Origin of the sequence: Nocardioides sp., from assembly GCF_030150155.1 — a bacterium.
Taxonomy (GTDB): Bacteria; Actinomycetota; Actinomycetes; order Propionibacteriales; family Nocardioidaceae; genus Nocardioides.
The window spans coordinates 172,384-192,546 of the sequence record NZ_JASLGR010000016.1; the positions used below are offsets into that span (position 1 = coordinate 172,384).

Genomic DNA, 20,163 nt, shown 5'->3' on the forward strand with positions numbered 1-20,163 from the left:
GTGCTCGCACCTTCGGGGGCATGCCGGTGTAGCTCAGTTGGTAGAGCGTTCGCCTTGTAAGCGAAATGTCGCGGGTTCGACTCCTGTCTCCGGCTCAGAACGGTCAGTCGACCCGTGGCCAGGGCACGGCTGCCACGCGTCGGGTCAGTCCGGGGACACCCGCCGGGCGAGCGCCTGGACGTCGCGGTCGAGGACGGCGACCTGGGTCTGGACAGCGTCACGCAGCAGGTCGAGCTCGCGGTGGACCGCGCCGATCTCGGTCCGTAGCTCTTGGCGGACTGAGGCGATCTCCGTATGCACCGAGCGGATCTCGGTCCGAAGCTCCTGGCGCACGGAGCCGATCTCTGCGTGGAGCTCAGAGTTGAGGGAACCCATCCTCCGGTTCAGCTCGGTGCGGACCGCGCCGATCTCGTGCCTGACCGAGGTGAACTCCGTGTGCAGGACGCGCATCAGGGCCGTCGACGTGAAGGTGACGGTGCTGAACAGCGCGGTGGCGAAGATGCCCACCAGGGTCCAGGTCTGGGCGTCGTTCATGAGTGCTCCTTCCGTGTCGTCCACGGTGAGTATCACACGAAGATGAGGTCGGCGCCGGGCCGAGCGCGGCGGCTGTGGATAACGTGGGGGACATGGCCGGAATCCCCGAGGAGTTCATCGAGGACGTGCTCAGCGTCGTGGAGCGGATCCCGCCCGGCCGTGCGGTGACGTACGGCGACATCGCGGCGTTCCTGGGGCGGGGCGGACCACGCGGCGTCGGTGGGGTGATGGCCCTGGAGGGCCAGGGCGTGCCGTGGTGGCGGGTGGTCAGGGCCAACGGCTCGCTGCCGCCTCACCTGATGATCGATGCCCAGGAGCACTGGCATCTGGAGGGAATGTCGGTGCACCGTGGTGTGATCAACCTCAAGGAAGCTCGATGGGAGATAACTGATGGCTGAGATCGTGTTGTTCCACCACGCCGGCGGCCTCACCACCGGCGTGCTGGAGCTGGCTGAGACGCTCCGCACCGCCGGTCACACGGTGCATACCCCGGACCTCTTCGAGGGCCACACGTTCCACGACGTCGCCGACGGCGTGGCCTGGGCCCAGGGCGTCGGCGAGGAGGTGTTCGCGGCCCGCGCCCGTGCCTTCGTCGACACCCTCGACACGGCGGAGCTGGTCTACGGCGGCCTGTCGATGGGCGCCGCGCGTGCCGCCGAGCAGGTGCTGTTCCGCAAGGGCGCGCTGGCGGCGTTCTTCCTCTACGGCGTGGTCGACCCGGCCTGGTGGCAGAAGCGCTGGCCGGCCGAGGTGCCGGCCGAGGCACACCTGACCGAGGAGGACCCCTGGCGTGAGATCGAGGCCGAGGAGGGGTTCGCCAAGCGGATCCCGAAGCACGAGCTCTTCACCTACCCGGGCTCCGGGCACCTCTTCCTGGAGCCCGGCCATCCCGATCACGACCCGGAGCTGTCCCGGATCGTGACCGGGTCGCTGCTCGACTTCCTCGCGGAGGTCTAGGTCCTCACCGCAGACGGGATGTCCGCTACCGCAGACGGCGGACCTCGAAGCGTGCCGGGGGAGCGGCGATGTCGTCCTGCGAGGCCACCAGCTCGAGTTCGCGGCGTCCCGACTCCAGGGTGCGCTCCAGGATCGCGAACAGCGTGTTCGCGGTGCGACCCAGCGCCTCGGGGGTCGAGCCGGTCGAGAGGAGGTGGGCGAGGTAGACCGCCGCGGTCACGTCGCCGCCGCCGTTGGGGCTGATCGGCAGCAGCGGGGTGGTGATCGCCCAGGCCCCGTCGGCGTCCACGGCGACCAGGTCGATCTCGCGGGCGCTGCTGGTCACGACCGAGGTCACCAGCACGTTCGAGGGACCGGTGGCGCGGACGGCGTCGACCGCGGCGAGCACCTCGTCCATCGTGCCGGTGGACTCGACCCCGGCGAGGAAGTTCAGCTCGAAGTGGTTGGGGGTGATCACGTCGGCGGACGGGACCACCGAGTCACGCATGAACTCCGGGATGCCCGGGCGCACGAACATGCCGCGCCCGACGTCGCCCATCACCGGGTCGCAGGCGTACAGCGCCCGCGGGTTGAGCTCCTTGACCCGCTTCACCGCGTCGAGCACGACGGCGCCCACGGCCGGGTCGCCCTGGTAGCCCGAGAGCACCGCGGAGACGGTGGAGAGCGCGCCGCGCTCGTCGATCCCCTGGATCACCGACGCGACGTCGGAGGCCGCCAGCACGGGCCCGCGCCACTCGCCGTACCCGGTGTGGTTGGAGAAGGTGACGGTCAGGACCGGCCAGACCTCGTGTCCCAGGCGCTGCAACGGGAAGACCGCCGCAGAGTTGCCGACGTAGCCGAACGCGACCTGGGACTGGATCGAGAGGATCTGCATTCTGCCATCCTCATCCCGCAGGCAGCGACCAGTCCATTTCGGCGGCACCCTGCGCGGCCAGGAGGGCGTTGACGCGGGAGAACGGCCGCGATCCGAAGAACCCCCGGCGCGCCGACAAGGGGGAGGGGTGCGGGGACTCGATGACCGCGGTGTCGCCGAGCAGGGGCCGCACGGTGGCAGCCTGCCTGCCCCACAGCACGGTGACGAGCGGCCCGCCGCGGCCGCCGAGCGCGGCGACCGCGGCATCGGTGACCTGCTCCCAGCCCTTCTTCGCGTGCGAGGCTGGCGCCCCGGGTCGGACCGTCAGCACCCGGTTGAGCAGCATCACCCCACGGTCGGCCCAGGCCGAAAGATCGCCGTGCTCGGGCGGCGTCAGGCCGAGGTCGGAGGCGAGCTCGGTGTAGATGTTGCGCAGCGAGGCCGGCAGTGGCCGCACCGTCGGGTCGACCGCGAAGGAGAGCCCGATCGGATGGTCCGGTGTCGGATAGGGGTCCTGACCGACGATCAGCACGCGTACGTCGGCCAGCGGACGCTCGAAGGCCCGGAAGACCCGGTCCGCCTCGGGCAGGAAGGGCCGGCCCTTGGCCCGCTCACCCGCCAGGAAGACGCCCATCGCCTGGACGTTCGCGTCCACCGGTGCCAGGGCCTGCGCCCAGTCCGGGGCGACCGCGCCGCTGGCGACCAGGAAGGCGAGGTCGGTCCACGGGGTCGGGCTCTCGGCAGTCATGGCATCGAACGCTAGCGTGGGCGTCATGCGTTTCGGTGTCTTCATTCCGCAGGGCTGGCGTTTCGACCTCGTCGGTGTCCCCGACGCCGAGCAGTGGCCGCTGATGCGGCGCCTCGCCCAGCACGCGGACTCGGTCGCGGGCTGGGAGTCGTTGTGGATCTACGACCACTTCCACACCACACCGGTGCCGAGCGAGGAGGCCACCCACGAGGCCTGGACGCTGATGAGCGCCTTCGCCGCCTCCACCTCGCGGGTCCGTCTCGGACAGATGTGCACCTGCATGGCCTACCGGAACCCGGCGTACCTCGCGAAGGTCGCCGCCACCGTCGACCACGTCTCGGCCGGCCGCCTCGAGATGGGGATCGGCGCGGGCTGGTACGAGCACGAGTGGCGCGCCTACGGCTACGGCTTCCCGGGTGCCAAGGAGCGCCTCGGCCGGCTGCGCGAGGGCGTCGAGATCTTCCGGCAGGCCTGGACCACCGGCACCTCGACCCTGGACGGGACCTACTACCAGGTCGACGGCGCCCTGTGCCGCCCGCTGCCCGTGCAGCGGACCAGCCCGCGCAACAACATCCCGATCTGGGTCGCCGGCGGCGGTGAGCAGGTGACGCTCAAGATCGCCGCGCAGTACGCCGACTACACCAACTTCGACGGCACGGCCGAGGGCTTCGCGCACAAGTCGGGGATCCTCGACGGGCACTGCGCCACACTCGGCCGCGACCCGCGGGAGATCACCCGCTCGGCGAACTACAACGTGATCGCCGGGGCGAGCGAGGCCGAGGTCGCCGAGCGGCTGGCGGAGTACCGCTCCCGGCTGGTGGCGAGTCTGGGCGAGGCGGCGGCCGACGAGTACCACCGGCGCACCACCAGCCAGGGCCTGATCGGCACCCCCGAGCAGATCGTCGCCAAGCTCAGCGCGATGGAGGCGCTGGGGATGACGTACGCGATCACCTACCACCCGTTGTCGGCGTACGACCTGAGCAGCCAGGAGCTGTTCGAGACCGAGGTCATCCCGGCCCTCGCCTGACTTCCGGGTTCACCACCGCCGACTTCCGGGTTCGCCACCGCCGAGATCCGGGTTCACCACGCGCACGGCGCTTCGACGGCGCGGGCGTGCCTAGACTCCGAGCGTGGTCATCGATGTCGTCGCGTACTCCGAGTCATGGCCTGCACAGTTCGAGATGGTCGCCCGGGACCTTCGGGCCGGGCTGACCTGCTGCGCCTCGGCGGAGGTCGAGCACGTCGGTTCGACATCGGTTCCGGGTCTGGCTGCCAAGCCGATCCTCGACATCGACGTGATCGTCGATCAGGCCGAGGTCATCGAGGCCGTCCGGGCGCTGACCGCACTGGGCTACGTCCACCGCGGTGACCTCGGCGTGGGCGGTCGGGAGGCGTTCGGAGCACCCGACGACGGCATCGCCCGCCACGTGTACGTCGTCACCCGCGGCACCCTCGCCGTCCGCAACCACCTCGCCGTCCGGGACACGTTGCGGGCACGCCCGGATCTTCGCGACGAGTATGCCGCGGTGAAGCTGGCGTTGGCGGCAGACCCGGCGATGGGGATCGACGCGTACCTCGCGCTCAAGACGCCGATCCTCCAGCGGGTCCTGGCTGCCGGCGGACTCAGCGACGCCGAGCTCGAGATTGTCGCGCGCCTCAACGCGCCGGTTGGGGAGTAACCCGGAACTCGATGGTGGGCAACCCGGATCTCGATGGTGGGCAACCCGGATCTCGGCGGTGAGTAACCCGGATCTCGATGGTGGGTAACCCGGATCTCGGCGGTGGTGAACCCGGATCTCGATGGTGGGTAAACCGGATCTCGGCGGTGGTGAACCCGGAAGTCGGCTAGCGGGTGGGACGCGAGAGCTGATCGATGAACGAGGTCACCACCGCCTCCCGAGTGGCGGGCGTGGCGAGGTTGATCAGCGCGTTGATCGGTGCCATCCGCTCCGGGAGTCCGTCCCCGGCGCCCATCCCGGCGGCGGCGAGGATGCCGTTCCACTCCTCCTCCGACAGCGTCGAGACGTCCAACGACGAGACGAACTCCGCCATCGCAGGGTCGACGACGACCGGGCCGGAAGCCCGAGCCGCGGCGACCGAGGCGGCCAGCGCCTCCAGGAACGCCGGCACGTGCGGGAGGGTGGCGGCCGACAGGGAGAGGTGCGCGTTGGCCGGCGTACGTCCGAAGGCATGTTGGGGTTGGATGTGCCAGCCGCGCAGGTTGACCTCGTCGATCAGGGTGAAGATGTCGAGCTCCCCAGCCGCGGCGTCGGCCACGCTGAAGGCGATCAGGGACGAGTCGGGGCGGGCCAGGATCCGCAGCTCGGGCAGCGCGTCGATGCCCGCGACGAGGGCGTCGACGGCGGCGAAGACCTGGCGGTTGAGCTCCAGGTAGCCCTCGGCGCCGAGGGACTGCATCACCGCCCACGCCCCGGCCAGCGGGCCGCCGGACTTCGTCGACTGCAACGTCGTGTTGATCACCGTGTAGCCCGGCCAGTTCGCCGTCGCATAGAACTGCGGCAGCCGCAGCGCGGCGGTGCGGTGCAGCAGCAGCGAGGTGCCCTTGGGTGCGTAGCCGTACTTGTGTGAGTCCATCGAGATCGACGTGACGCCCGGCACCGCGAAGGTCCACGGCGCTACCGGGCGTCCCAGGCGTGCGGCGAACGGCAGCACCCACCCGCCGATGCAGGCGTCGACGTGACACCGGATGCCCCGCTCGGCAGCGGCCGCGGCGACGGCCGGCACCGGGTCGATCACGCCGTGCGCGTACGACGGCGCGCTCACCACCACCAGGACGGTCCGCTCCGGCGCCTCGTCCAGAGCAGCAGTCATCGCGGCGACGTCGGCACGGAAGTCCTCGCCCACCTCCACCACCACCAGCTCGACGCCGAAGTAGTGCGCCGCCTTGTGGAACGCGGCGTGCACCGTCGAGGGCACCACCATCCGCGGCCGGGGCACCTCGGGCCGGGCGTCGCGGGCGGCCAGGACCGCCAGCAGGCACGACTCGGTGCCGCCGCTGGTGACGGTGCCGACCGCCCCGTCCGGCCCGTCGACCAGGTCGAGGGCGAAGCCAACCAGATCGTTCTCCAGGTCCACCAGGCTCGGGAAGGCCGACGGGTCGAGCCCGTTGGACCCGGCGTACGCGGCCACCGCCTGACGGGCCACCGCGTCGACCTCGGGCAGCCCCGAGTCGTAGACGTAGGCCAGGGTGGTGCCGCCGTGCACCGGAAGGTCGCGCTCCTGCCCGGCGGCGAGGCGGCCCAGAACGTCGGTGGGAGTGGTCATCGGGGGCCTCCAGGGGTGGGGGTGCGGGGCGGGGCGGGCAGCGCGTAGGTGCGCAGCCAGAACAGGCTCGCGGCGATCAGCAGCGCGGGCAGCAGGGAGAAGCCGAGCACGATCGCGGTCAGGGCGCTCGAGGGCTGGGCGGCGTCGCCGCCGTGGGAGGAGACGTACCCGCCGACCGCGAGCACGAGCGCGTAGATCCCCGGCCCGATCGCCAGGCCGAGGGTCTCGCCCGCGGTCCAGATCCCGGTGAAGATCCCGATCCGGCTCTGGCCGCTGGCGGTGGCGTCGGCGGCGGCCACGTCGGGCAGCATCGCCATCGGGAAGACCTGTGCCCCCGCGTAGCCGATCCCGGCCAGTGCGACCGCGGCGAACGTCACCCCGTGGGGCAGTGAGCGAGCCCCGATCAGGATCACGGTGGCGACGATCAGCAGCACCGACGCCGCGATGTAGGAGTGCTTCTTGCCCAGCCGCCGCGAGACCAGCGACCAGACCGGGGTCAGCACCAGGCCGGGCCCGACGAAGCAGACGAAGAGGATCGTCGACAGGCCCGAGGAGTTGTCCTTCGTCGGGTCCACCAGCACGTACCGCGCCAGATAGTCGACGCCGGCGAGCATCGCGCCGAAGCCCAGCGCCTGCACCACGAACGTGATCAGCAGGGCACGGAAGGCCGCGACCCCGGCGATCACGCGGAGCTGGTCACGCAGGCCTCCGGCAGCCGGAGCGATCTGCGTCGAGCGGGTGCCGCGGGTGCCGACGTACGCGGCGAGGACACCGACCAGGAGGACCGCAGCCATCACCAGGCCCATCGCCCGGTAGCCGTCGCGTCCGCCGATCGCGTCCCGGATCGCCGGCGCCGAGCCGCCCGCGATCAGGATGGCCATCGCGAGCAGCACGACCCGGGAGGCCAGCAGGCCGGTCCGCTCGGTGGGGTCGTTGGTCAGCTCCGCGGGCATCGCGACGTAGGGGACCTGGAAGAAGGAGTACGCCGTCGCCGTGCCGAGGAAGGCCAGCAGCACCCATCCCACCGCGAGCGGGGTCGGCATCGACGGGGCCGCGAAGATCAGGGCGAAACCGATCACGAGCCCGATCCCGCCGCGCAGCAGCCAGGGGCGGCGCGCCCCGCGCGGATCGACGGTGCGGTCCGAGATCCGGCCGGCGATCGGGTTGAGCACGACGTCCCACGCCTTCGGCACCAGCACCAGCGCCCCGGCGAGCACGGGGGCGACGCCGAGGGTGTCGGTGAGGTACGGCAGCAGCATCAGGCCGGGCACGGTGCCGAACGTCCCGGTCGCCACCGAGCCGGCGCCGTAGCCGAGTCGGACGCGGCCGGGCAGGCGCTCGCCGGCGGGGGAGTACGACGTCACCCGCTCTTTCTAGCGCCCTGAGCCGTCAGCGCGTGCGAGTTCGAGGTGCAGCGATCTCGTGTCGGTAGTGGTGAACCCGGAAGTCGACCGTGGTGAACCCGGAAGTCGACCGTGGTGAACCCGGAAGTCGGCGGTGGTGAACCCGGAAGTCGGCGGTGGTGAACCCGGAAGTCGGCGGTGGTGAACCCGGAAGTCAGCCCTGGAGGAGCTCGGGGGCGTCCAGTGCCACCATGAACGAGCGCGCCCACGCGTCGACGTCGTGACGCCTGATCGTCGAGCGCATCGCGCGCATCCGGCGGCTCAACTCGGCCTCGTCGGCGTCGTAGGCCTCACGCAGCGCCGCCTTCATCCCGTTGAGGTCGTACGGGTTGACCAGCCAGGCCTGACGCAGCTCCTCGGCGGCACCGGCGAACTCGGAGAGGACCAGGGCGCCGTCGTCGTCGACGCGGGTGGCGACGTACTCCTTGGCGACCAGGTTCATCCCGTCGCGGTACGGGGTGACGACCATGATGTCGGCCATCCGGTACAGCGCCGCCATCTCCTCGCGCGGGTAGGAGGAGTGCATGTAGTGCACCGCCGGCTGCCCGATCCGGCCGAGGTCGCCGTTGAGCCGGCCGACGAGCTGCTCGAGCTCGTCGCGCAGGTCGCTGTAGTGCTCGACCGACTCCCGGCTGGGCACGGCGACCTGGACGAAGACGGCGTCGTCGACGTCGAAGTGACCGTCCTGCATCACCTCGCCGAACGCCTTGAGTCGAGCCAGGATGCCCTTGGTGTAGTCGAGCCGGTCGACGCCGAGGAAGATCCGGCGCGGGTTGCCCAGCGCCTCGCGCAGCTCGGCGGCACGGGCCTCGACCTCGGGCGTGCGGGCCAGCTCCTCGAAGCCCTTGGCGTCGATGGAGATGGGGTACGCCGAGGCGCGCACGCGTCGACCGTCGGGGAGCAGTACCTCCTCGCCCTCGACCGGGTGTCCGACGCGCTGGGCCACCAGGCGGCGGAAGTTGGCGGCCGCGCCGGAGAGCTGGAAGCCGACCAGGTCGGCGCCGAGCAGGCCCTCGAGGATCTGACGTCGCCAGGGGAGCTGCTGGAAGAGCTCGGCCGGCGGGAACGGGATGTGCAGGTAGAAGCCGATCTTGAGGTCGGGGCGCAACTCGCGCAGCATCGCCGGGACGAGCTGGAGCTGGTAGTCGTGCACCCACACGGTGCCGTGCTCGGCGGCGACCTCGGCGACCTTCTCGGCGAAGCGCCGATTGACCCGCTGGTAGGCGTCCCACCACTCCCGGTGGAACATCGGCTTGGCCACCAGGTCGTGGTAGAGCGGCCAGAGCGTGCCGTTGGACATGCCCTCGTAGTGGCCCTCGACCTCGGCCTGCGACATCGACAGCGGGATCAGGTGCAGTCCGCCGACCTCGAACGGCTCGAGCTCGAGGTCGATTCCGCCGGCCCAGCCCACCCAGACCCCGTCGTTGGCCCGCAGTACGGGCTCGATCGCACTGACCAGACCCCCCGGTGACGCGCGCCATCCGGGCTCGCCTTCGGGCGTCTCGACGCGGTCGACGGGAAGTCGATTTGCCACCACCACAAGGTCGGCTGCCATGCCTTGACCTTAGCCAGGTCGGGGTGGGGAGCGGGGCTATCGGTCTCATAAGTCCCACCCGTCACAGGGCAGGCGGGTCTAACTACACAGTTGTCATTCATCGTCTACAGTGGACGAGAACGATCGACTGACCGACACGTCTCAGGGGGACATCGATGGCCGCAGAGAACGCCGCCGACCACGGTTCCGTGGTGGCCAGCGCGCTCAGCGAGCGTGACAGCGCCATCCTCGACTTCGAGCGCCAGTGGTGGAAGTACGCCGGCGCCAAGGAGGCTGCGGTGCGCGAGAAGTTCGACATGTCGGCCACCCGCTACTACCAGGTGCTGAACGCGTTGATCGACCGCCCTGAGGCGCTCGAGGCCGATCCGCTGTTGGTGCGTCGCCTGCGTCGGCTGCGCGCCGCACGCCAGCGCCAGCGCTCGGCCCGCCGCCTGGGCTTCGACCTCTAGGACCAGTTCATGACTACCCGCAAGGATCAGCGCGGGGTGGTGCTGCCGTCTCCGGTGGTGCTCCTCAGCATCGTCGCGGTCGTGATGGCCGGCATCGCCTTCTTCGTCACGCGTGGTAACGACTCGGCCAAGGTCGTCGAGCTGCCGACCACGTCGATCACCCCGACCTCGACGCCGACCGGTGCTGCCACCGACTCCTCGACCGGTGCCTCGGTGACCCCGACCCCCACGCCGACCGCCAGCGCGACGCCGAAGCCGAAGCCGGTTAAGCGTTCCCAGGTCAAGGTCGTGGTCTTCAACAACACTCGGGTCAAGGGCCTGGCCGCCACCGTCAGCTCGCAGGTGACGAAGGCCGGCTGGAGGGTCGTCGGCGCCGACAACTGGTACGGCTCCATCCCCAAGACCACGGTCTACTACCCGGCTAAGCTCAAGGACGCCGCGAAGCTGCTGGCCCTCGATCTCGGCATCAAGCGGCTCGCCAAGGCGCAGTCGCCGATGAGCAGCGACCGGCTCACCCTGATCCTGACCGGGCCGCTCTCCTAGCCAGGACCAGCCTCGGGTGCTGAACTTATGACCACCGTCGAGAGCCCGCTGGACGCGTCCCCCGCCGACGATGCCCAGGATCTCGCGACCCCTGCGGAGGTCGGTGGCCAGCGTGAGGTCGCCACTGGCGAGGTCGCCGAGGTGGACGAGGCTGTCGAGGTCGACGAGACCGGCGCCGTCACGGAGGGCGCCGCGTCGCCCGCCGCCGAGGCAAGCCCTGAGCCTGAGGCCGAGGTCGAGCCCCGCCCCGAAGCCAAGCGCCGCAAGCGCGGCGACATCCAGGGCCTGCGCGCCCTCGCCGTCGCCCTCGTCGTGGCCGACCACATGGGCCTGCCCGGCATGCATGGCGGCTTCCTCGGTGTCGACGTCTTCTTCGTCATCTCCGGATTCCTGATCACCGGCCTGCTCGTCCACGAGGCCAAGACCCGGGGCCGGATCTCGCTGCCCGGGTTCTGGGCGCGTCGAGCGCGCCGCGTCCTGCCCGCCGCAACGGGTGTGCTGGTCGCGACGCTCGCCACCACGGCGTACGTCGGCTCGGTCTCGGCCACCGAGCAGGCCGGCACCGATGCGATCTGGGCCTCGGGGTTCCTCGCCAACCTGCACCTGGTGCTGGAGGGGACCGACTACTTCGCCTCGGGCACGGCGTCGCTGTTCCAGCACTACTGGTCGCTGGCGGTGGAGGAGCAGTTCTACCTGGTCTGGCCGCTCCTGCTGCTGGTGATGGTCCGCTTCCGGGCCCGCAAGGGCATGATCCTGGCGATCGTCGCCACGGTGACCCTGGCCTCGCTGGCGTGGTCGCTGCACGTCACCCCGATCAATGCCGAGACGGCGTACTTCAACACGCTGGCCCGCGGCTTCGAGTTCGGCGGCGGCGCGTTCCTCGCCGTGATGGCACCGCGCTTCCCGCGCTGGCTCAACGCCCTGCTCGGCATCGTCGGCGCCGCCGGGCTGATCGCCGCCTGCGCCACCATGACCGGGGCCACCCCGTTCCCCGGCTGGCACGCCGGCATCCCGGTGCTGGCCACGATGTGCCTGCTCGCCGCGCCCACCGGACCGGTCTCGACGGTGCTGCGGATCTGGCCGCTGCGGGCGCTGGGGACGATCTCGTACTCGGTCTACCTGTGGCACTGGCCGGTGCTCCAGCTCGCCCCCGACCAGCTGCCGGAGGGCTGGAACCGGACCGAGCGCGACCTCGCGATGGTGGGGATCATCCTCGCGCTGTCGATCCTGTCCTGGGCGGTGCTCGAGGTGCCGTTCCAGAAGGGCTGGATCCCCGGCGTGCGACGCCACGGTGCGCTGGTGCTGTGGCCGCTCACGATCGGCCTCGTGCTCTCGGCTGCCTCCGCGTCCACGGCGTACGCGACCCACCAGCTCGACCAGCGCAACGCCGCTGCTGCGGCCTGGGAGAAGCAGCACGCCGCCACCGAGTCGGCCTCCGCGTCGGCCTCGCCGCAGGCCACCGTGACGCTGGCCGACGAGATCGCCGGAGCCGTCGCCGACGGCAAGGCCGGCGCCCCGCTGCCCGTCTTCGACATCGCCGCGCACAAGAAGGACTTCTGGCGCACCGACTTCGGCTGCTTCGCCGACAACCCCGACGCGGTCGCCCCCTCGTGCACGTACGGCGACACCGCGGCCTCCGCGCTGGTGGTCGTCCAGGGCGACTCGCACGCCGGGATGTGGCTGCCGGCCCTCGACGCGCTCGGCAAGGAGCAGCACTTCCGGGTGGTGCCCCTGGTCAAGCTCGGCTGCGCGCCGTTCTTCGTGCCGCAGACCATCGGCGGCGCCGACTTCCCGACGTGCGCCTCCTTCCGGCGCTGGTCGGTGCAGCGGATCGCCGAGCTCAAGCCCGACGCCGTTATCGTCGGCTACCGCGGCCTGAACGAGACCTCCCCGATGTCGGGCCGCACAATGGACGAGACCTGGACCTTCGGCGTCCGGCGCCTGATCACCCAGATCACCCCGTCGGCGGGGAAGGTGATCGTGCTCGGCGACGTCCCGACCCGGGCCGAGTCGCTCGACACCTGCGCGACCACGCCGGGCAACACCCTCGCCTCGTGCGCCATCCCCGCCACCGGCTCGGGGATCACCAGCAACGCACTGACCCGCGCCGCCCTGAGCGGCACGAGTGCGACGTACGTCGACACCGTCGGGCTGGTCTGTGCCGACGGCACCTGCCCTGCCGCGGTCGGCACCACCTGGACCTACCGCGACCAGGACCACCTGACCGCGTCCTGGGCGCAGCACGTCACCGCGCAGCTCGGCGAGGACCTGGGCCGGATCGTCGGGTGATCTTCGCCTCCTGGTGACCTGAGGCTTTCCCGCGCGCAGGCGATCTGTGATTCGCTGGTGCGCATGCGATGGGTGTCGACCAGTGGGCAGGAGCGCTACGAGGCGTTGACCCAGGTGGCCTCGGACACCTTGATCGCCCTCGACTTCGACGGCACCCTGGCCCCCATCGTCGACGACCCGACCCGGGCGCGGATCCACCCTGACGCCGCCGACGTCCTGGTCGCCCTGGCCCCCAAGGTCGCCGCCATCGCCGTGGTCACCGGCCGCCCCGCACGCCAGGTCCTCGACCTCGGCGGGCTGGAGGAGGTCGCCGACCGGATGGCGGAGTTCGGCACCGAGCTGCGCGTCTTCGGACAGTACGGCGCCGAGCGCTGGACCGCGTCGCACCGGGCGATCGTCGGACCACGCCCTCCCGCCGGGCTGGCGGCGTTCCTGCGCGACCTGCCGCGCCTGCTGCGCGAGGCCGACGCGGTCGAGGCCTACGTCGAGGAGAAGGGGCTCGCGGTCGCGGTCCACACCCGCCGCCTGCCCGACGCCGAGGAGGCCTTCGCCCGGATCAAGCCGGTGCTGTCCGCCGCAGCCGAGGCCCACGACCTGGAGGTCGAACCGGGCCGGCTGGTGGTCGAGATCCGCGACGGTGCGATGGACAAGGGCATCGTGGTCGACCGGCTGATCACCACCCTGCCGGCCAAGGGTGTCCTCTTCGCCGGCGATGACCTTGGCGACCTGGAGGCCTTCGAGACCGTCACCGCCTGGGCCGGGGAGGGACTGGCGAGCCTGCTGGTCTGCTCGGGCTCGGAGGAGGAGTCGCGGCTGGTGCCGCTGGCCGACGTGGTGGTGCCGGGTCCGGCCGGGGTGCTGGAGCTGCTGCGGCAGTTCGCTGCCGACGCGCTCTGAGGTCCGGCTCCGGGGCGGTGCGGTCCGTGGGGCGTGCCGGTGACGACGTACGGCGTGGGAAAGCCGGATCTGGGCGGTGGTGAACCCGGAAGTCGGCGGTGGTGAACCCGGAATTCGGCGGGTGCCTGCCATCAACCTGAACACCGGGTGAATGCAGCACGTCGTTCGCTGTGCGTTTCCTTGACCGCACGCCGCGGGTCACATTCGCTTCCTATGGTCTCCGTGTCTGTCACCGACTCGGAGGTGAAGCGACATGGCACACGACCGCGCAGTTCGGGCTCGCGGCATCACGAAGTACTACGGCGACGTGGTCGCTCTCGACGGCGTGGATCTGGATCTCATCTCGGGACAGATCCACGGCCTGGTAGGGCCCAACGGCGCCGGCAAGACCACCCTGCTCGGCCTGCTGCTAGGCCTGGCGGGGGCCGACGCGGGCACCCTGGAGATCCTCGGCCACCCGGCCGGGCACGGTCTCGCGGTCCCGGACGGGGTCGCCGGGTTCGTCGACGGGCCGGGGCTCTACCCGGCGCTGACGGCGCGGGCGAACCTGGCCGCGGTGGCGGCGCTCCAGCCCAGCCAGACCAGCGAGCCCCGTCACCCCGGCCGTCGCGACCGGTCGCGGGCCGCCGACGAGGTCGAGCAGGCACTGCGCCAGGTCGGACTGCTGGACGTGGCCGACGACCGGGTCCGGGGCTTCTCCCTCGGTATGCGCCAGCGCCTCGGTCTGGCCTCGGCGCTGCTGCTGCGGCCCCGCCTGCTGGTGCTCGACGAGCCGGCCAACGGGCTCGACCCGGCAGGGCGGCGCCACGTCCACGACGTCCTGACCACCCTGGCCGACCAGGGCTGCGCGATCGTGGTGTCGAGCCATCGGATGGACGACATCGCCGCGCTCTGCTCCGAGGTCACCCTGCTGACCGGAGGCCGGGTGGTCTTCAGCGGGCCGATCGCGAAGCTCGCCGCCGAGGCCGGACCGGTGGACTACCGGGTGCTGACCGCGACCGGGCAGGAGTCCACGGTGCGTGGCACCACCGAGCTCGACGCCCTGGTCGCCACCGTCCTGGCAGGCGGGGGAGCGATCCGCGAGGTCGCCCCGGTCGTGCCGCCACTGGAGGCCGCGTTCCTGGCCCTGACCGCGGGGGAGACCCGATGACCACCTCGATCCCCGCCCCGCGTCGCCAGCGCGCCCGCGACGAGAGCGACCAGCCCGACCAGCACGACCAGGACAGCCGCGATCGCGCCTCCGCCCGCCCCGCACCCCTGCGGGCCGGCTACGCCTTCGAGCTGCGCAAGCTGCTCGCCCAGTGGCGGATCCGGGTCGTGATCGGGCTGTGCTGGATCGCCCCGGCGCTCTTCGTCGGGGTGGTCAGCGCGCAGAGCTCGCTGCCGGCCGACACCGTCTTCGGGCGCTGGATGCACGCCACCGGCTGGGCCGGCACCCTGGTGGTGCTGGCGTTCTGCTGCTCGTGGGCGCTGCCGCTGCTCACCTCCCTGGTCGCCGGAGACGCCTTCGCCGTCGAGGACCGGCTCGGCACCTGGCGGCACCTGGTGCTGACGATGCGCTCGCCGGCGCGGATCTTCTGGTCCAAGACCCTGGCCAGCCTGTCGGTGATCGTGCTCCTCCTCGTCGGGGTCGCGCTCTCGGCCACCCTCGGCGGCCTGGTCGCCGCCGGCCCGCATCCGCTGGTCGGCCTCGACGGCACCGTCTTCACCTCGGGGGAGGCGGCCGGGCGGATCGCGCTGGCCTGGCTTGCGGTGCTCGCCCCCACCCTCGCCTTCGCCGCCGTCGGGCTGCTCGGGTCCGTGGTGCTGGGTCGGTCTCCGATGGGCCTGCTCGTGCCCGCCGTACTCGCGCTGGCGCTCAACCTGCTGCAGCTCCTGCCGCTCCCGGTCGCTGTCCGCCTGGGGCTGCCCAGCGCCGGGTTCGTGGCCTGGCGGGGGCTGCTCACCGACCCGGCCCAGACCGGCCCGCTGCTGGTCGCCCTGGCCGTCGACCTGGCCTGGGTCGTGGTCGCGCTGGGGGTTGCTCGGCGGCTCTTCGTCCGCCGTGACTTCGCCACCCTGGTCAACGACGGGGGCACCGCCCGCGCGCTGCTGAGCGCGGCCGGGCCGCTGGTCGCCCTGGTCGCCGTCGCCGGGATCGCCGTCGCCACCCTCACCCCGGCCAGCGGCACCGGGGTGGAGCGGGCCAAGCTCGAGGCCTCGCTCAGCACGGTCTTCGCCCACCTGTACCAACGGCAGGCCGAGGAGCTCCATCGGCCCGCGGTCACCCCGGCCCAGCTCGGCACTACGACCGCCTGCGACAGGGGAGGGGACCGGGTCGAGGACTCCGGCCCCGGCACCGACTGGCGCTGTGTCGTGACCTGGCACGTGCCCGGCTCGACCGTGACCGGCTCGGCCATCTACCAGCTCGACGTAGCCGCAGACGGGCGCTACGTCGCCGACGGAGACGGACCCAAGGAGGTGAACGGCTTCTTCACTGTCAGCACGGCCCAGGGCGATGCGCCCAACCCGCTGTGGCAGGTCGACGGACTGATCGATCTGCTCAGCGACTCTCACTGATCCTGACTCAGATGTGCACTCACGAAGGAATGAAGACATGCATGTGACTCGGCAACGCCGATCCTCCTCTCGCGTCACTCTCGGCTTCCTCAGCCAGTGCGTCACCGGCCGTCGTCGGTACGTCGTCGCCGGAGCGACAGCGCTCGCTCTGGCCAGCGGCGGTGTCGCCGCCTACGCCTCCACCGTCGGCTTCGGCACCAACCAGGTCGGCACCACGTACGCCGCCGGTCTCCAGGTGTCCGACAACCAGCTGGTGAAGCCGCTGGGCGACCGGTTGATGACGCCGTTCGGCAAGTTCATGGGCTCGACCATCTCGCCCGACGGCCGCTACCTGGCGGCGACCTCGTCGGACCGCTCGGTCGCCGTCCAGATCTTCGACCTCCAGACCTACCAGCCCGTGGCCGCCGCGGGCACCGCCGCCGTGGCGACCTTCGCCTCGACGGCGAGCGGCGCCGGGTTCAGCGACATCAGCTACCAGAAGATCGGCGACGGCACCGTCGGCCAGGCCGCGCCGACGTACTCGCCTGACGGCACCTCGCTGTGGGTGGGCGTCGCGACCGGCCTGATCCGCTACCCGGTCAACGCCGACGGCACCCTGGGCACCGGCGTCAAGGTCGCGATCCCGACCGTCGGTGGCCACCAGGCCCTCACCGGGGCGACCGCGTTCTCCGCCGACGGCACCACCCTGTTCGCCGCCGTCAACGGCCAGAACACCGTCGTCGCGATCGATCCGGCCACCGGCACGATCACCCAGACCTGGGCCGTCGGGGTCGCCCCGCGGGCGCTGAGCGTGGTCGGCAACCGGGTCTACGTGACCAACGAGGGCGGCCGCCAGGCCACCGCCGGCGACACCACGATGGACTCCTACGGGACCAAGGTCGTCGCCGACACCACCACCGGCGCTGCGACCACCGGCACCGTCAGTGTGATCGACCCGACCAGCACCACCGTCGGCACGATCAAGGTCGGCCTCCACCCGACCTCGACGTACGTCGCCGGCACCACGCTCTACGTGGTCAACACGAACTCCGACTCGGTGTCGGTGATCGACACGACCAAGGGCAAGGTCGTCCAGACGATCAACACCCAGCCGTGGTCGGGCTCGACCGTGGGCTACACCCCGACCGGGGTCACGGTCTCGGGCGGCCGGCTGCTGGTCACCCTCGCCCGGGCCAACGCCGTGGCCGTCTACCGCCTCGACCGCGACCCCAAGGCCCCGGTCAGCTACGTCGGTCTGCTCCCGACCGACTACTACCCCTCGGCGATCGCCTCGACGAAGCAGGGGCTGGTCGTCACCAATCGGCGCGGCATCGACGCCCGCGGACCGCTGATCACCTTCAACAAGGGCACCGGCACCACCCCGGCGACCGGTCACGGGACGCACGCCACCACCGCCTCCCTGACCCGCTTCACGCTGCCCAGCGACAAGCAGATCGCGGCCTCGACCTCGACCGTCTTCGCCCAGAACGGCTGGACCGGCAACTCGGTGGCCCAGGCGGGCAAGCACGCCAAGAAGGCCGTCGCGGTGCCGAAGAAGATCGGCGACCCGTCGACGATCAAGCACGTCTTCCTGCTGGTCAAGGAGAACCGCACCTACGACCAGGTCTACGGCGACATGACCTCGGGCAACGGCGACGCCACCCTCGCCCAGTTCGGGGAGCAGGTCACCCCGAACCAGCACGCCCTGGCGCGCCAGTTCGGGCTCTACGACAACCTCTACGACGTCGGCACCAACTCCGCCGAAGGCCACAACTGGCTGATGCAGGGCGACAACCCGGAGTACACCGAGTCCTCGGTCGGGGAGTACACCCGCTCCTACGACACCGAGGAGGACGTGCTGGGCCACCAGCGCTCCGGGTTCCTGTGGACCGCCGTGGCCGCGGCCGGCAAGAGCGCCCGCAACTTCGGTGAGTTCATCTACACCGAGGGCAAGCCGGCCGGCTCCACCTGGCAGCAGTACTACTGCGCCAGCAAGGACGTGATGTCCGGTGGCGACTCCGCCCAGCTGACCAGTCCCGCACTGAAGGGCAACTACGGCTCGGTGATCCCGTCCCTGGACAAGATCACCAACCGGACCTCGCCGCCGTTCGACACCGCGATCCCCGACATCTACCGGGCCCAGGTGTGGAAGAGCGACTTCGAGAAGAACGGCCCCGCCGCCCTCAACATGATGTGGCTCTCCAGCGACCACACCGGCGGCACCGCCGGCCCGCGGGCCCAGGTCGCCGACGGTGACCTCGCCGTCGGCCAGGTCGTCGACACCATCTCGCACTCGAAGTACTGGAAGGACTCGGCGATCTTCGTCGTCGAGGACGACAGCCAGGACGGTGCCGACCACGTCGACGGCCACCGCGCCCCGGTCCAGGTGATCAGCCCGTACGCCGTGCACGGCAAGACCGTCAGCACCTACTACTCGCAGATCAACATGGTGCGCACCATCGAGCAGATCCTCGGTGCGCAGCCGCTCAACGCCAAGGTCGCTGCGGCGACGCCGATGTACGACGCCTTCACCCAGCACGCCGACCTGACGCCGTACACCGCGGTGGCCAACCAGGTCCCGCTCACCGAAGGCGTCGCCACGGCGCCGTCGTGCGGTCTGGACACCCTCGGCCTGAGTGGGGCGGCGGCGACCAAGCTCAACGCCGCCGAGGCAGCACGGACCGCCGTCCCGGCCTCGGCCAAGGCCGTCGCTGCGAAGTGGGACGCCTGGCAGGCCCACCAGCAGCTCACCGGCAACGGGGCCCGGGCCGACTACGCCCACCCCGAGCAGATGAACCGGTGGACCTGGTACCAGACCCACCACTTCACCACGCCGTACCCCGGGGACAGCACGATCTACGCCCCCGACGACGTTCCGGGTGGCTACATCCCCAACGCCGACGCCGACTGACGACGGCCCTCACGATCGGGGGTCGGGCGCTGGTGATCCCAGGATCCGACCCCCGGTTCGTGTTCGATGCCGGTTCTCACGTACGATCGCGGTGCTCATCGAGAGGGACTGAGGGAACGGCCCAGTGAAGTCCCGGCAACCGACCACGAGCCTCCGCCTCCCGGGCATCTCTCCGGTAGACGGTCGTGGCGAGGTGCTAAATCCGGCCGAGGGCGAGAGGCGTCCTAGGGAAGATGAGGAGGAGGTTTCTCATGAGCCATGTGACCCGCGACGGTGCTTTCGGTAACGCGACCGCCCTGGCCTGCCGGGAGTGCGGCACCCAGGTCGAGCTCGGCCCGTCCTACGCCTGTCCGGAGTGCTTCGGCCCGCTGGAGGTCGCCTACGAGTTCCCGGCCGTGTCCCGCGCTGAGATCGAGGCCGGTCCGCGCAACATCTGGCGCTACAAGGCGCTGCTCCCGGTCCCCACGGACATCGAGGAGAGCCCCAACACCGAGCCCGGCTTCACCCGCCTCCTGCGGGCCGACAACCTCGCCCGCGAGCTCGGCCTCACCAAGCTGTGGGTCAAGGACGACAGCACCAACCCCACCAACTCGTTCAAGGACCGGGTGGTGGCGTGTGCGCTCAGCGCCGCTCGCGAGCTCGGCGCCAAGGTCTTCGCCTGTCCCTCCACCGGCAACCTGGCCAACGCCGTCGCCGCTGCGGGCGCCCGCGCCGGCATCACGACCGTCGTCTTCATCCCGAGCAACCTCGAGCAGCCCAAGCAGGTCAACTCGGCGATCTTCACCGACAACCTGGTCGCCGTCGAGGGCAACTACGACGACGTGAACAAGCTGGCCCAGGAGATCGCGGCCGAGGAGGACGGCTGGGCGTTCGTGAACGTCAACGTCCGCCCCTTCTACGCCGAGGGCTCCAAGACGCTGGGCTTCGAGATCGCCGAGCAGCTCGGCTGGCGGCTGCCCGACCAGATCGTCATCCCGGTCGCCTCCGGCTCGCAGCTGACCAAGGTCGACAAGGCCTTCGGAGAGCTGGTCAAGCTCGGCCTGGTCGAGGACAAGCCCTACAAGATCTTCGGTGCCCAGGCGGAGGGCTGCGGTCCGGTCGCGACGGCGTTCAAGGCCGGCGTCGACGCCATCCGGCCGGTCAAGCCGGACACGATCGCCAAGTCGCTCGCGATCGGCAACCCGGCCGACGGCATCTACGT

Annotated in this window: 18 protein-coding genes, 1 tRNA gene and 1 riboswitch; of the genes, 13 read left to right on the forward strand and 6 right to left on the reverse strand. The window is 71.0% G+C overall.

The genetic code is table 11. The features are described 5' to 3' along the window. The first annotated feature begins 22 nt into the window (after nucleotides 1-22). Nucleotides 23-95: transfer RNA gene (locus tag Q1V88_RS03970), tRNA-Thr, on the forward strand. 49 nt (nucleotides 96-144) lie between these two features. Here the strand turns inward: Q1V88_RS03970 and Q1V88_RS03975 are convergent. Next, nucleotides 145-534, reverse strand: coding sequence for a hypothetical protein (locus tag Q1V88_RS03975; protein ID WP_300678181.1), 390 nt, complete (start codon nucleotides 532-534; stop codon nucleotides 145-147). 92 nt (nucleotides 535-626) lie between these two features. Here Q1V88_RS03975 and Q1V88_RS03980 point away from each other — a divergent pair, with 92 nt between their 5' ends. Next, the gene (locus Q1V88_RS03980; RefSeq protein ID WP_300678182.1) at nucleotides 627-932 is read left to right on the forward strand and encodes an MGMT family protein; all 306 of its coding nucleotides are present in this window, start codon (nucleotides 627-629) and stop codon (nucleotides 930-932) included. Next, a complete protein-coding gene (locus Q1V88_RS03985; RefSeq protein ID WP_300678184.1) occupies nucleotides 925-1,491 on the forward strand; it encodes a dienelactone hydrolase family protein in 567 nt (188 codons plus the stop codon). The genes Q1V88_RS03980 and Q1V88_RS03985 overlap by 8 nt, the downstream gene beginning before the upstream one ends. A gap of 25 nt (nucleotides 1,492-1,516) precedes the next feature. Here the strand turns inward: Q1V88_RS03985 and pdxY are convergent, their stop codons facing one another. Beyond that, nucleotides 1,517-2,365 (reverse strand): pyridoxal kinase PdxY, encoded by an 849-nt coding sequence (gene pdxY / locus Q1V88_RS03990; protein WP_300678187.1) that lies wholly within the window; start codon nucleotides 2,363-2,365, stop codon nucleotides 1,517-1,519. Nucleotides 2,366-2,375: 10 nt separating this feature from the next. Beyond that, complete coding sequence (locus Q1V88_RS03995) at nucleotides 2,376-3,092, reverse strand: uracil-DNA glycosylase (RefSeq protein WP_300678189.1); 717 nt, start codon at nucleotides 3,090-3,092, stop codon at nucleotides 2,376-2,378. Between the two features lie 25 nt (nucleotides 3,093-3,117). Here Q1V88_RS03995 and Q1V88_RS04000 point away from each other — a divergent pair, with 25 nt between their 5' ends. Together Q1V88_RS04000 and Q1V88_RS04005 are read left to right on the forward strand one after the other, a co-directional pair. Further along, nucleotides 3,118-4,119, forward strand: coding sequence for an LLM class F420-dependent oxidoreductase (locus Q1V88_RS04000; RefSeq protein ID WP_300678192.1), 1,002 nt, complete (start codon nucleotides 3,118-3,120; stop codon nucleotides 4,117-4,119). A gap of 103 nt (nucleotides 4,120-4,222) precedes the next feature. Next, nucleotides 4,223-4,771, forward strand: coding sequence for a GrpB family protein (locus tag Q1V88_RS04005; protein ID WP_300678195.1), 549 nt, complete (start codon nucleotides 4,223-4,225; stop codon nucleotides 4,769-4,771). 166 nt (nucleotides 4,772-4,937) lie between these two features. Here the strand turns inward: Q1V88_RS04005 and Q1V88_RS04010 are convergent, their stop codons facing one another. The 3 genes from Q1V88_RS04010 to Q1V88_RS04020 form a co-directional block, all read right to left on the reverse strand. Beyond that, nucleotides 4,938-6,377 carry an aminotransferase class V-fold PLP-dependent enzyme gene (locus Q1V88_RS04010; RefSeq protein ID WP_300678198.1) on the reverse strand — a complete coding sequence of 480 codons (1,440 nt, stop codon included), beginning with the start codon at nucleotides 6,375-6,377 and terminating at the stop codon, nucleotides 4,938-4,940. Further along, nucleotides 6,374-7,741 (reverse strand): MFS transporter, encoded by a 1,368-nt coding sequence (locus Q1V88_RS04015; RefSeq protein ID WP_300678201.1) that lies wholly within the window; start codon nucleotides 7,739-7,741, stop codon nucleotides 6,374-6,376. The genes Q1V88_RS04010 and Q1V88_RS04015 overlap by 4 nt, the downstream gene beginning before the upstream one ends. A gap of 193 nt (nucleotides 7,742-7,934) precedes the next feature. Beyond that, a complete protein-coding gene (locus tag Q1V88_RS04020) occupies nucleotides 7,935-9,335 on the reverse strand; it encodes a trehalose-6-phosphate synthase (RefSeq protein WP_300678204.1) in 1,401 nt (466 codons plus the stop codon). Nucleotides 9,336-9,490: 155 nt separating this feature from the next. On the opposite strand from Q1V88_RS04020, the gene Q1V88_RS04025 reads away from it, so the two are divergent. The 8 genes from Q1V88_RS04025 to thrC form a co-directional block, all read left to right on the forward strand. Continuing rightward, entirely contained in the window at nucleotides 9,491-9,784 is a 294-nt protein-coding gene (locus tag Q1V88_RS04025; RefSeq protein WP_300678206.1) for a DUF3263 domain-containing protein, read from the forward strand. 9 nt (nucleotides 9,785-9,793) lie between these two features. Further along, the gene (locus tag Q1V88_RS04030; protein ID WP_300678209.1) at nucleotides 9,794-10,327 is read left to right on the forward strand and encodes a LytR C-terminal domain-containing protein; all 534 of its coding nucleotides are present in this window, start codon (nucleotides 9,794-9,796) and stop codon (nucleotides 10,325-10,327) included. A 27-nt stretch (nucleotides 10,328-10,354) separates the two neighbouring features. Then, a complete protein-coding gene (locus Q1V88_RS04035) occupies nucleotides 10,355-12,616 on the forward strand; it encodes an acyltransferase family protein (protein WP_300678212.1) in 2,262 nt (753 codons plus the stop codon). A 63-nt stretch (nucleotides 12,617-12,679) separates the two neighbouring features. Beyond that, a complete protein-coding gene (gene otsB, locus Q1V88_RS04040) occupies nucleotides 12,680-13,513 on the forward strand; it encodes a trehalose-phosphatase (protein ID WP_300678214.1) in 834 nt (277 codons plus the stop codon). Nucleotides 13,514-13,766: 253 nt separating this feature from the next. Next, nucleotides 13,767-14,663, forward strand: a complete 897-nt coding sequence (locus Q1V88_RS04045; protein ID WP_300678217.1) for an ABC transporter ATP-binding protein — start codon at nucleotides 13,767-13,769, stop codon at nucleotides 14,661-14,663. Beyond that, nucleotides 14,660-16,072, forward strand: a complete 1,413-nt coding sequence (locus Q1V88_RS04050) for an ABC transporter permease (RefSeq protein ID WP_300678219.1) — start codon at nucleotides 14,660-14,662, stop codon at nucleotides 16,070-16,072. The genes Q1V88_RS04045 and Q1V88_RS04050 overlap by 4 nt, the downstream gene beginning before the upstream one ends. A gap of 37 nt (nucleotides 16,073-16,109) precedes the next feature. Next, entirely contained in the window at nucleotides 16,110-18,962 is a 2,853-nt protein-coding gene (locus Q1V88_RS04055) for a bifunctional YncE family protein/alkaline phosphatase family protein (protein WP_300678222.1), read from the forward strand. A gap of 92 nt (nucleotides 18,963-19,054) precedes the next feature. Further along, a riboswitch (SAM riboswitch) is annotated at nucleotides 19,055-19,202 on the forward strand. Nucleotides 19,203-19,213: 11 nt separating this feature from the next. Then, the coding region (gene thrC, locus Q1V88_RS04060; RefSeq protein ID WP_300678225.1) for a threonine synthase at nucleotides 19,214-20,163 on the forward strand (950 nt) is incomplete at its 3' end.

What these genes read in the sequence shown, in the direction of transcription:
- Q1V88_RS03975 (WP_300678181.1), bottom strand. Translation starts at nt 534, where the DNA reads ATGAACGACGCCCAGACCTGGACCCTGGTGGGCATCTTCGCCACCGCG.
- Q1V88_RS03980 (WP_300678182.1), top strand. Translation starts at nt 627, where the DNA reads ATGGCCGGAATCCCCGAGGAGTTCATCGAGGACGTGCTCAGCGTCGTG.
- Q1V88_RS03985 (WP_300678184.1), top strand. Translation starts at nt 925, where the DNA reads ATGGCTGAGATCGTGTTGTTCCACCACGCCGGCGGCCTCACCACCGGC.
- pdxY (WP_300678187.1), bottom strand. Translation starts at nt 2,365, where the DNA reads ATGCAGATCCTCTCGATCCAGTCCCAGGTCGCGTTCGGCTACGTCGGC.
- Q1V88_RS03995 (WP_300678189.1), bottom strand. Translation starts at nt 3,092, where the DNA reads ATGACTGCCGAGAGCCCGACCCCGTGGACCGACCTCGCCTTCCTGGTC.
- Q1V88_RS04000 (WP_300678192.1), top strand. Translation starts at nt 3,118, where the DNA reads ATGCGTTTCGGTGTCTTCATTCCGCAGGGCTGGCGTTTCGACCTCGTC.
- Q1V88_RS04010 (WP_300678198.1), bottom strand. Translation starts at nt 6,377, where the DNA reads ATGACCACTCCCACCGACGTTCTGGGCCGCCTCGCCGCCGGGCAGGAG.
- Q1V88_RS04020 (WP_300678204.1), bottom strand. Translation starts at nt 9,335, where the DNA reads ATGGCAGCCGACCTTGTGGTGGTGGCAAATCGACTTCCCGTCGACCGC.
- Q1V88_RS04025 (WP_300678206.1), top strand. Translation starts at nt 9,491, where the DNA reads ATGGCCGCAGAGAACGCCGCCGACCACGGTTCCGTGGTGGCCAGCGCG.
- Q1V88_RS04030 (WP_300678209.1), top strand. Translation starts at nt 9,794, where the DNA reads ATGACTACCCGCAAGGATCAGCGCGGGGTGGTGCTGCCGTCTCCGGTG.
- Q1V88_RS04035 (WP_300678212.1), top strand. Translation starts at nt 10,355, where the DNA reads ATGACCACCGTCGAGAGCCCGCTGGACGCGTCCCCCGCCGACGATGCC.
- otsB (WP_300678214.1), top strand. Translation starts at nt 12,680, where the DNA reads ATGCGATGGGTGTCGACCAGTGGGCAGGAGCGCTACGAGGCGTTGACC.
- Q1V88_RS04045 (WP_300678217.1), top strand. Translation starts at nt 13,767, where the DNA reads ATGGCACACGACCGCGCAGTTCGGGCTCGCGGCATCACGAAGTACTAC.
- Q1V88_RS04050 (WP_300678219.1), top strand. Translation starts at nt 14,660, where the DNA reads ATGACCACCTCGATCCCCGCCCCGCGTCGCCAGCGCGCCCGCGACGAG.
- Q1V88_RS04055 (WP_300678222.1), top strand. Translation starts at nt 16,110, where the DNA reads ATGCATGTGACTCGGCAACGCCGATCCTCCTCTCGCGTCACTCTCGGC.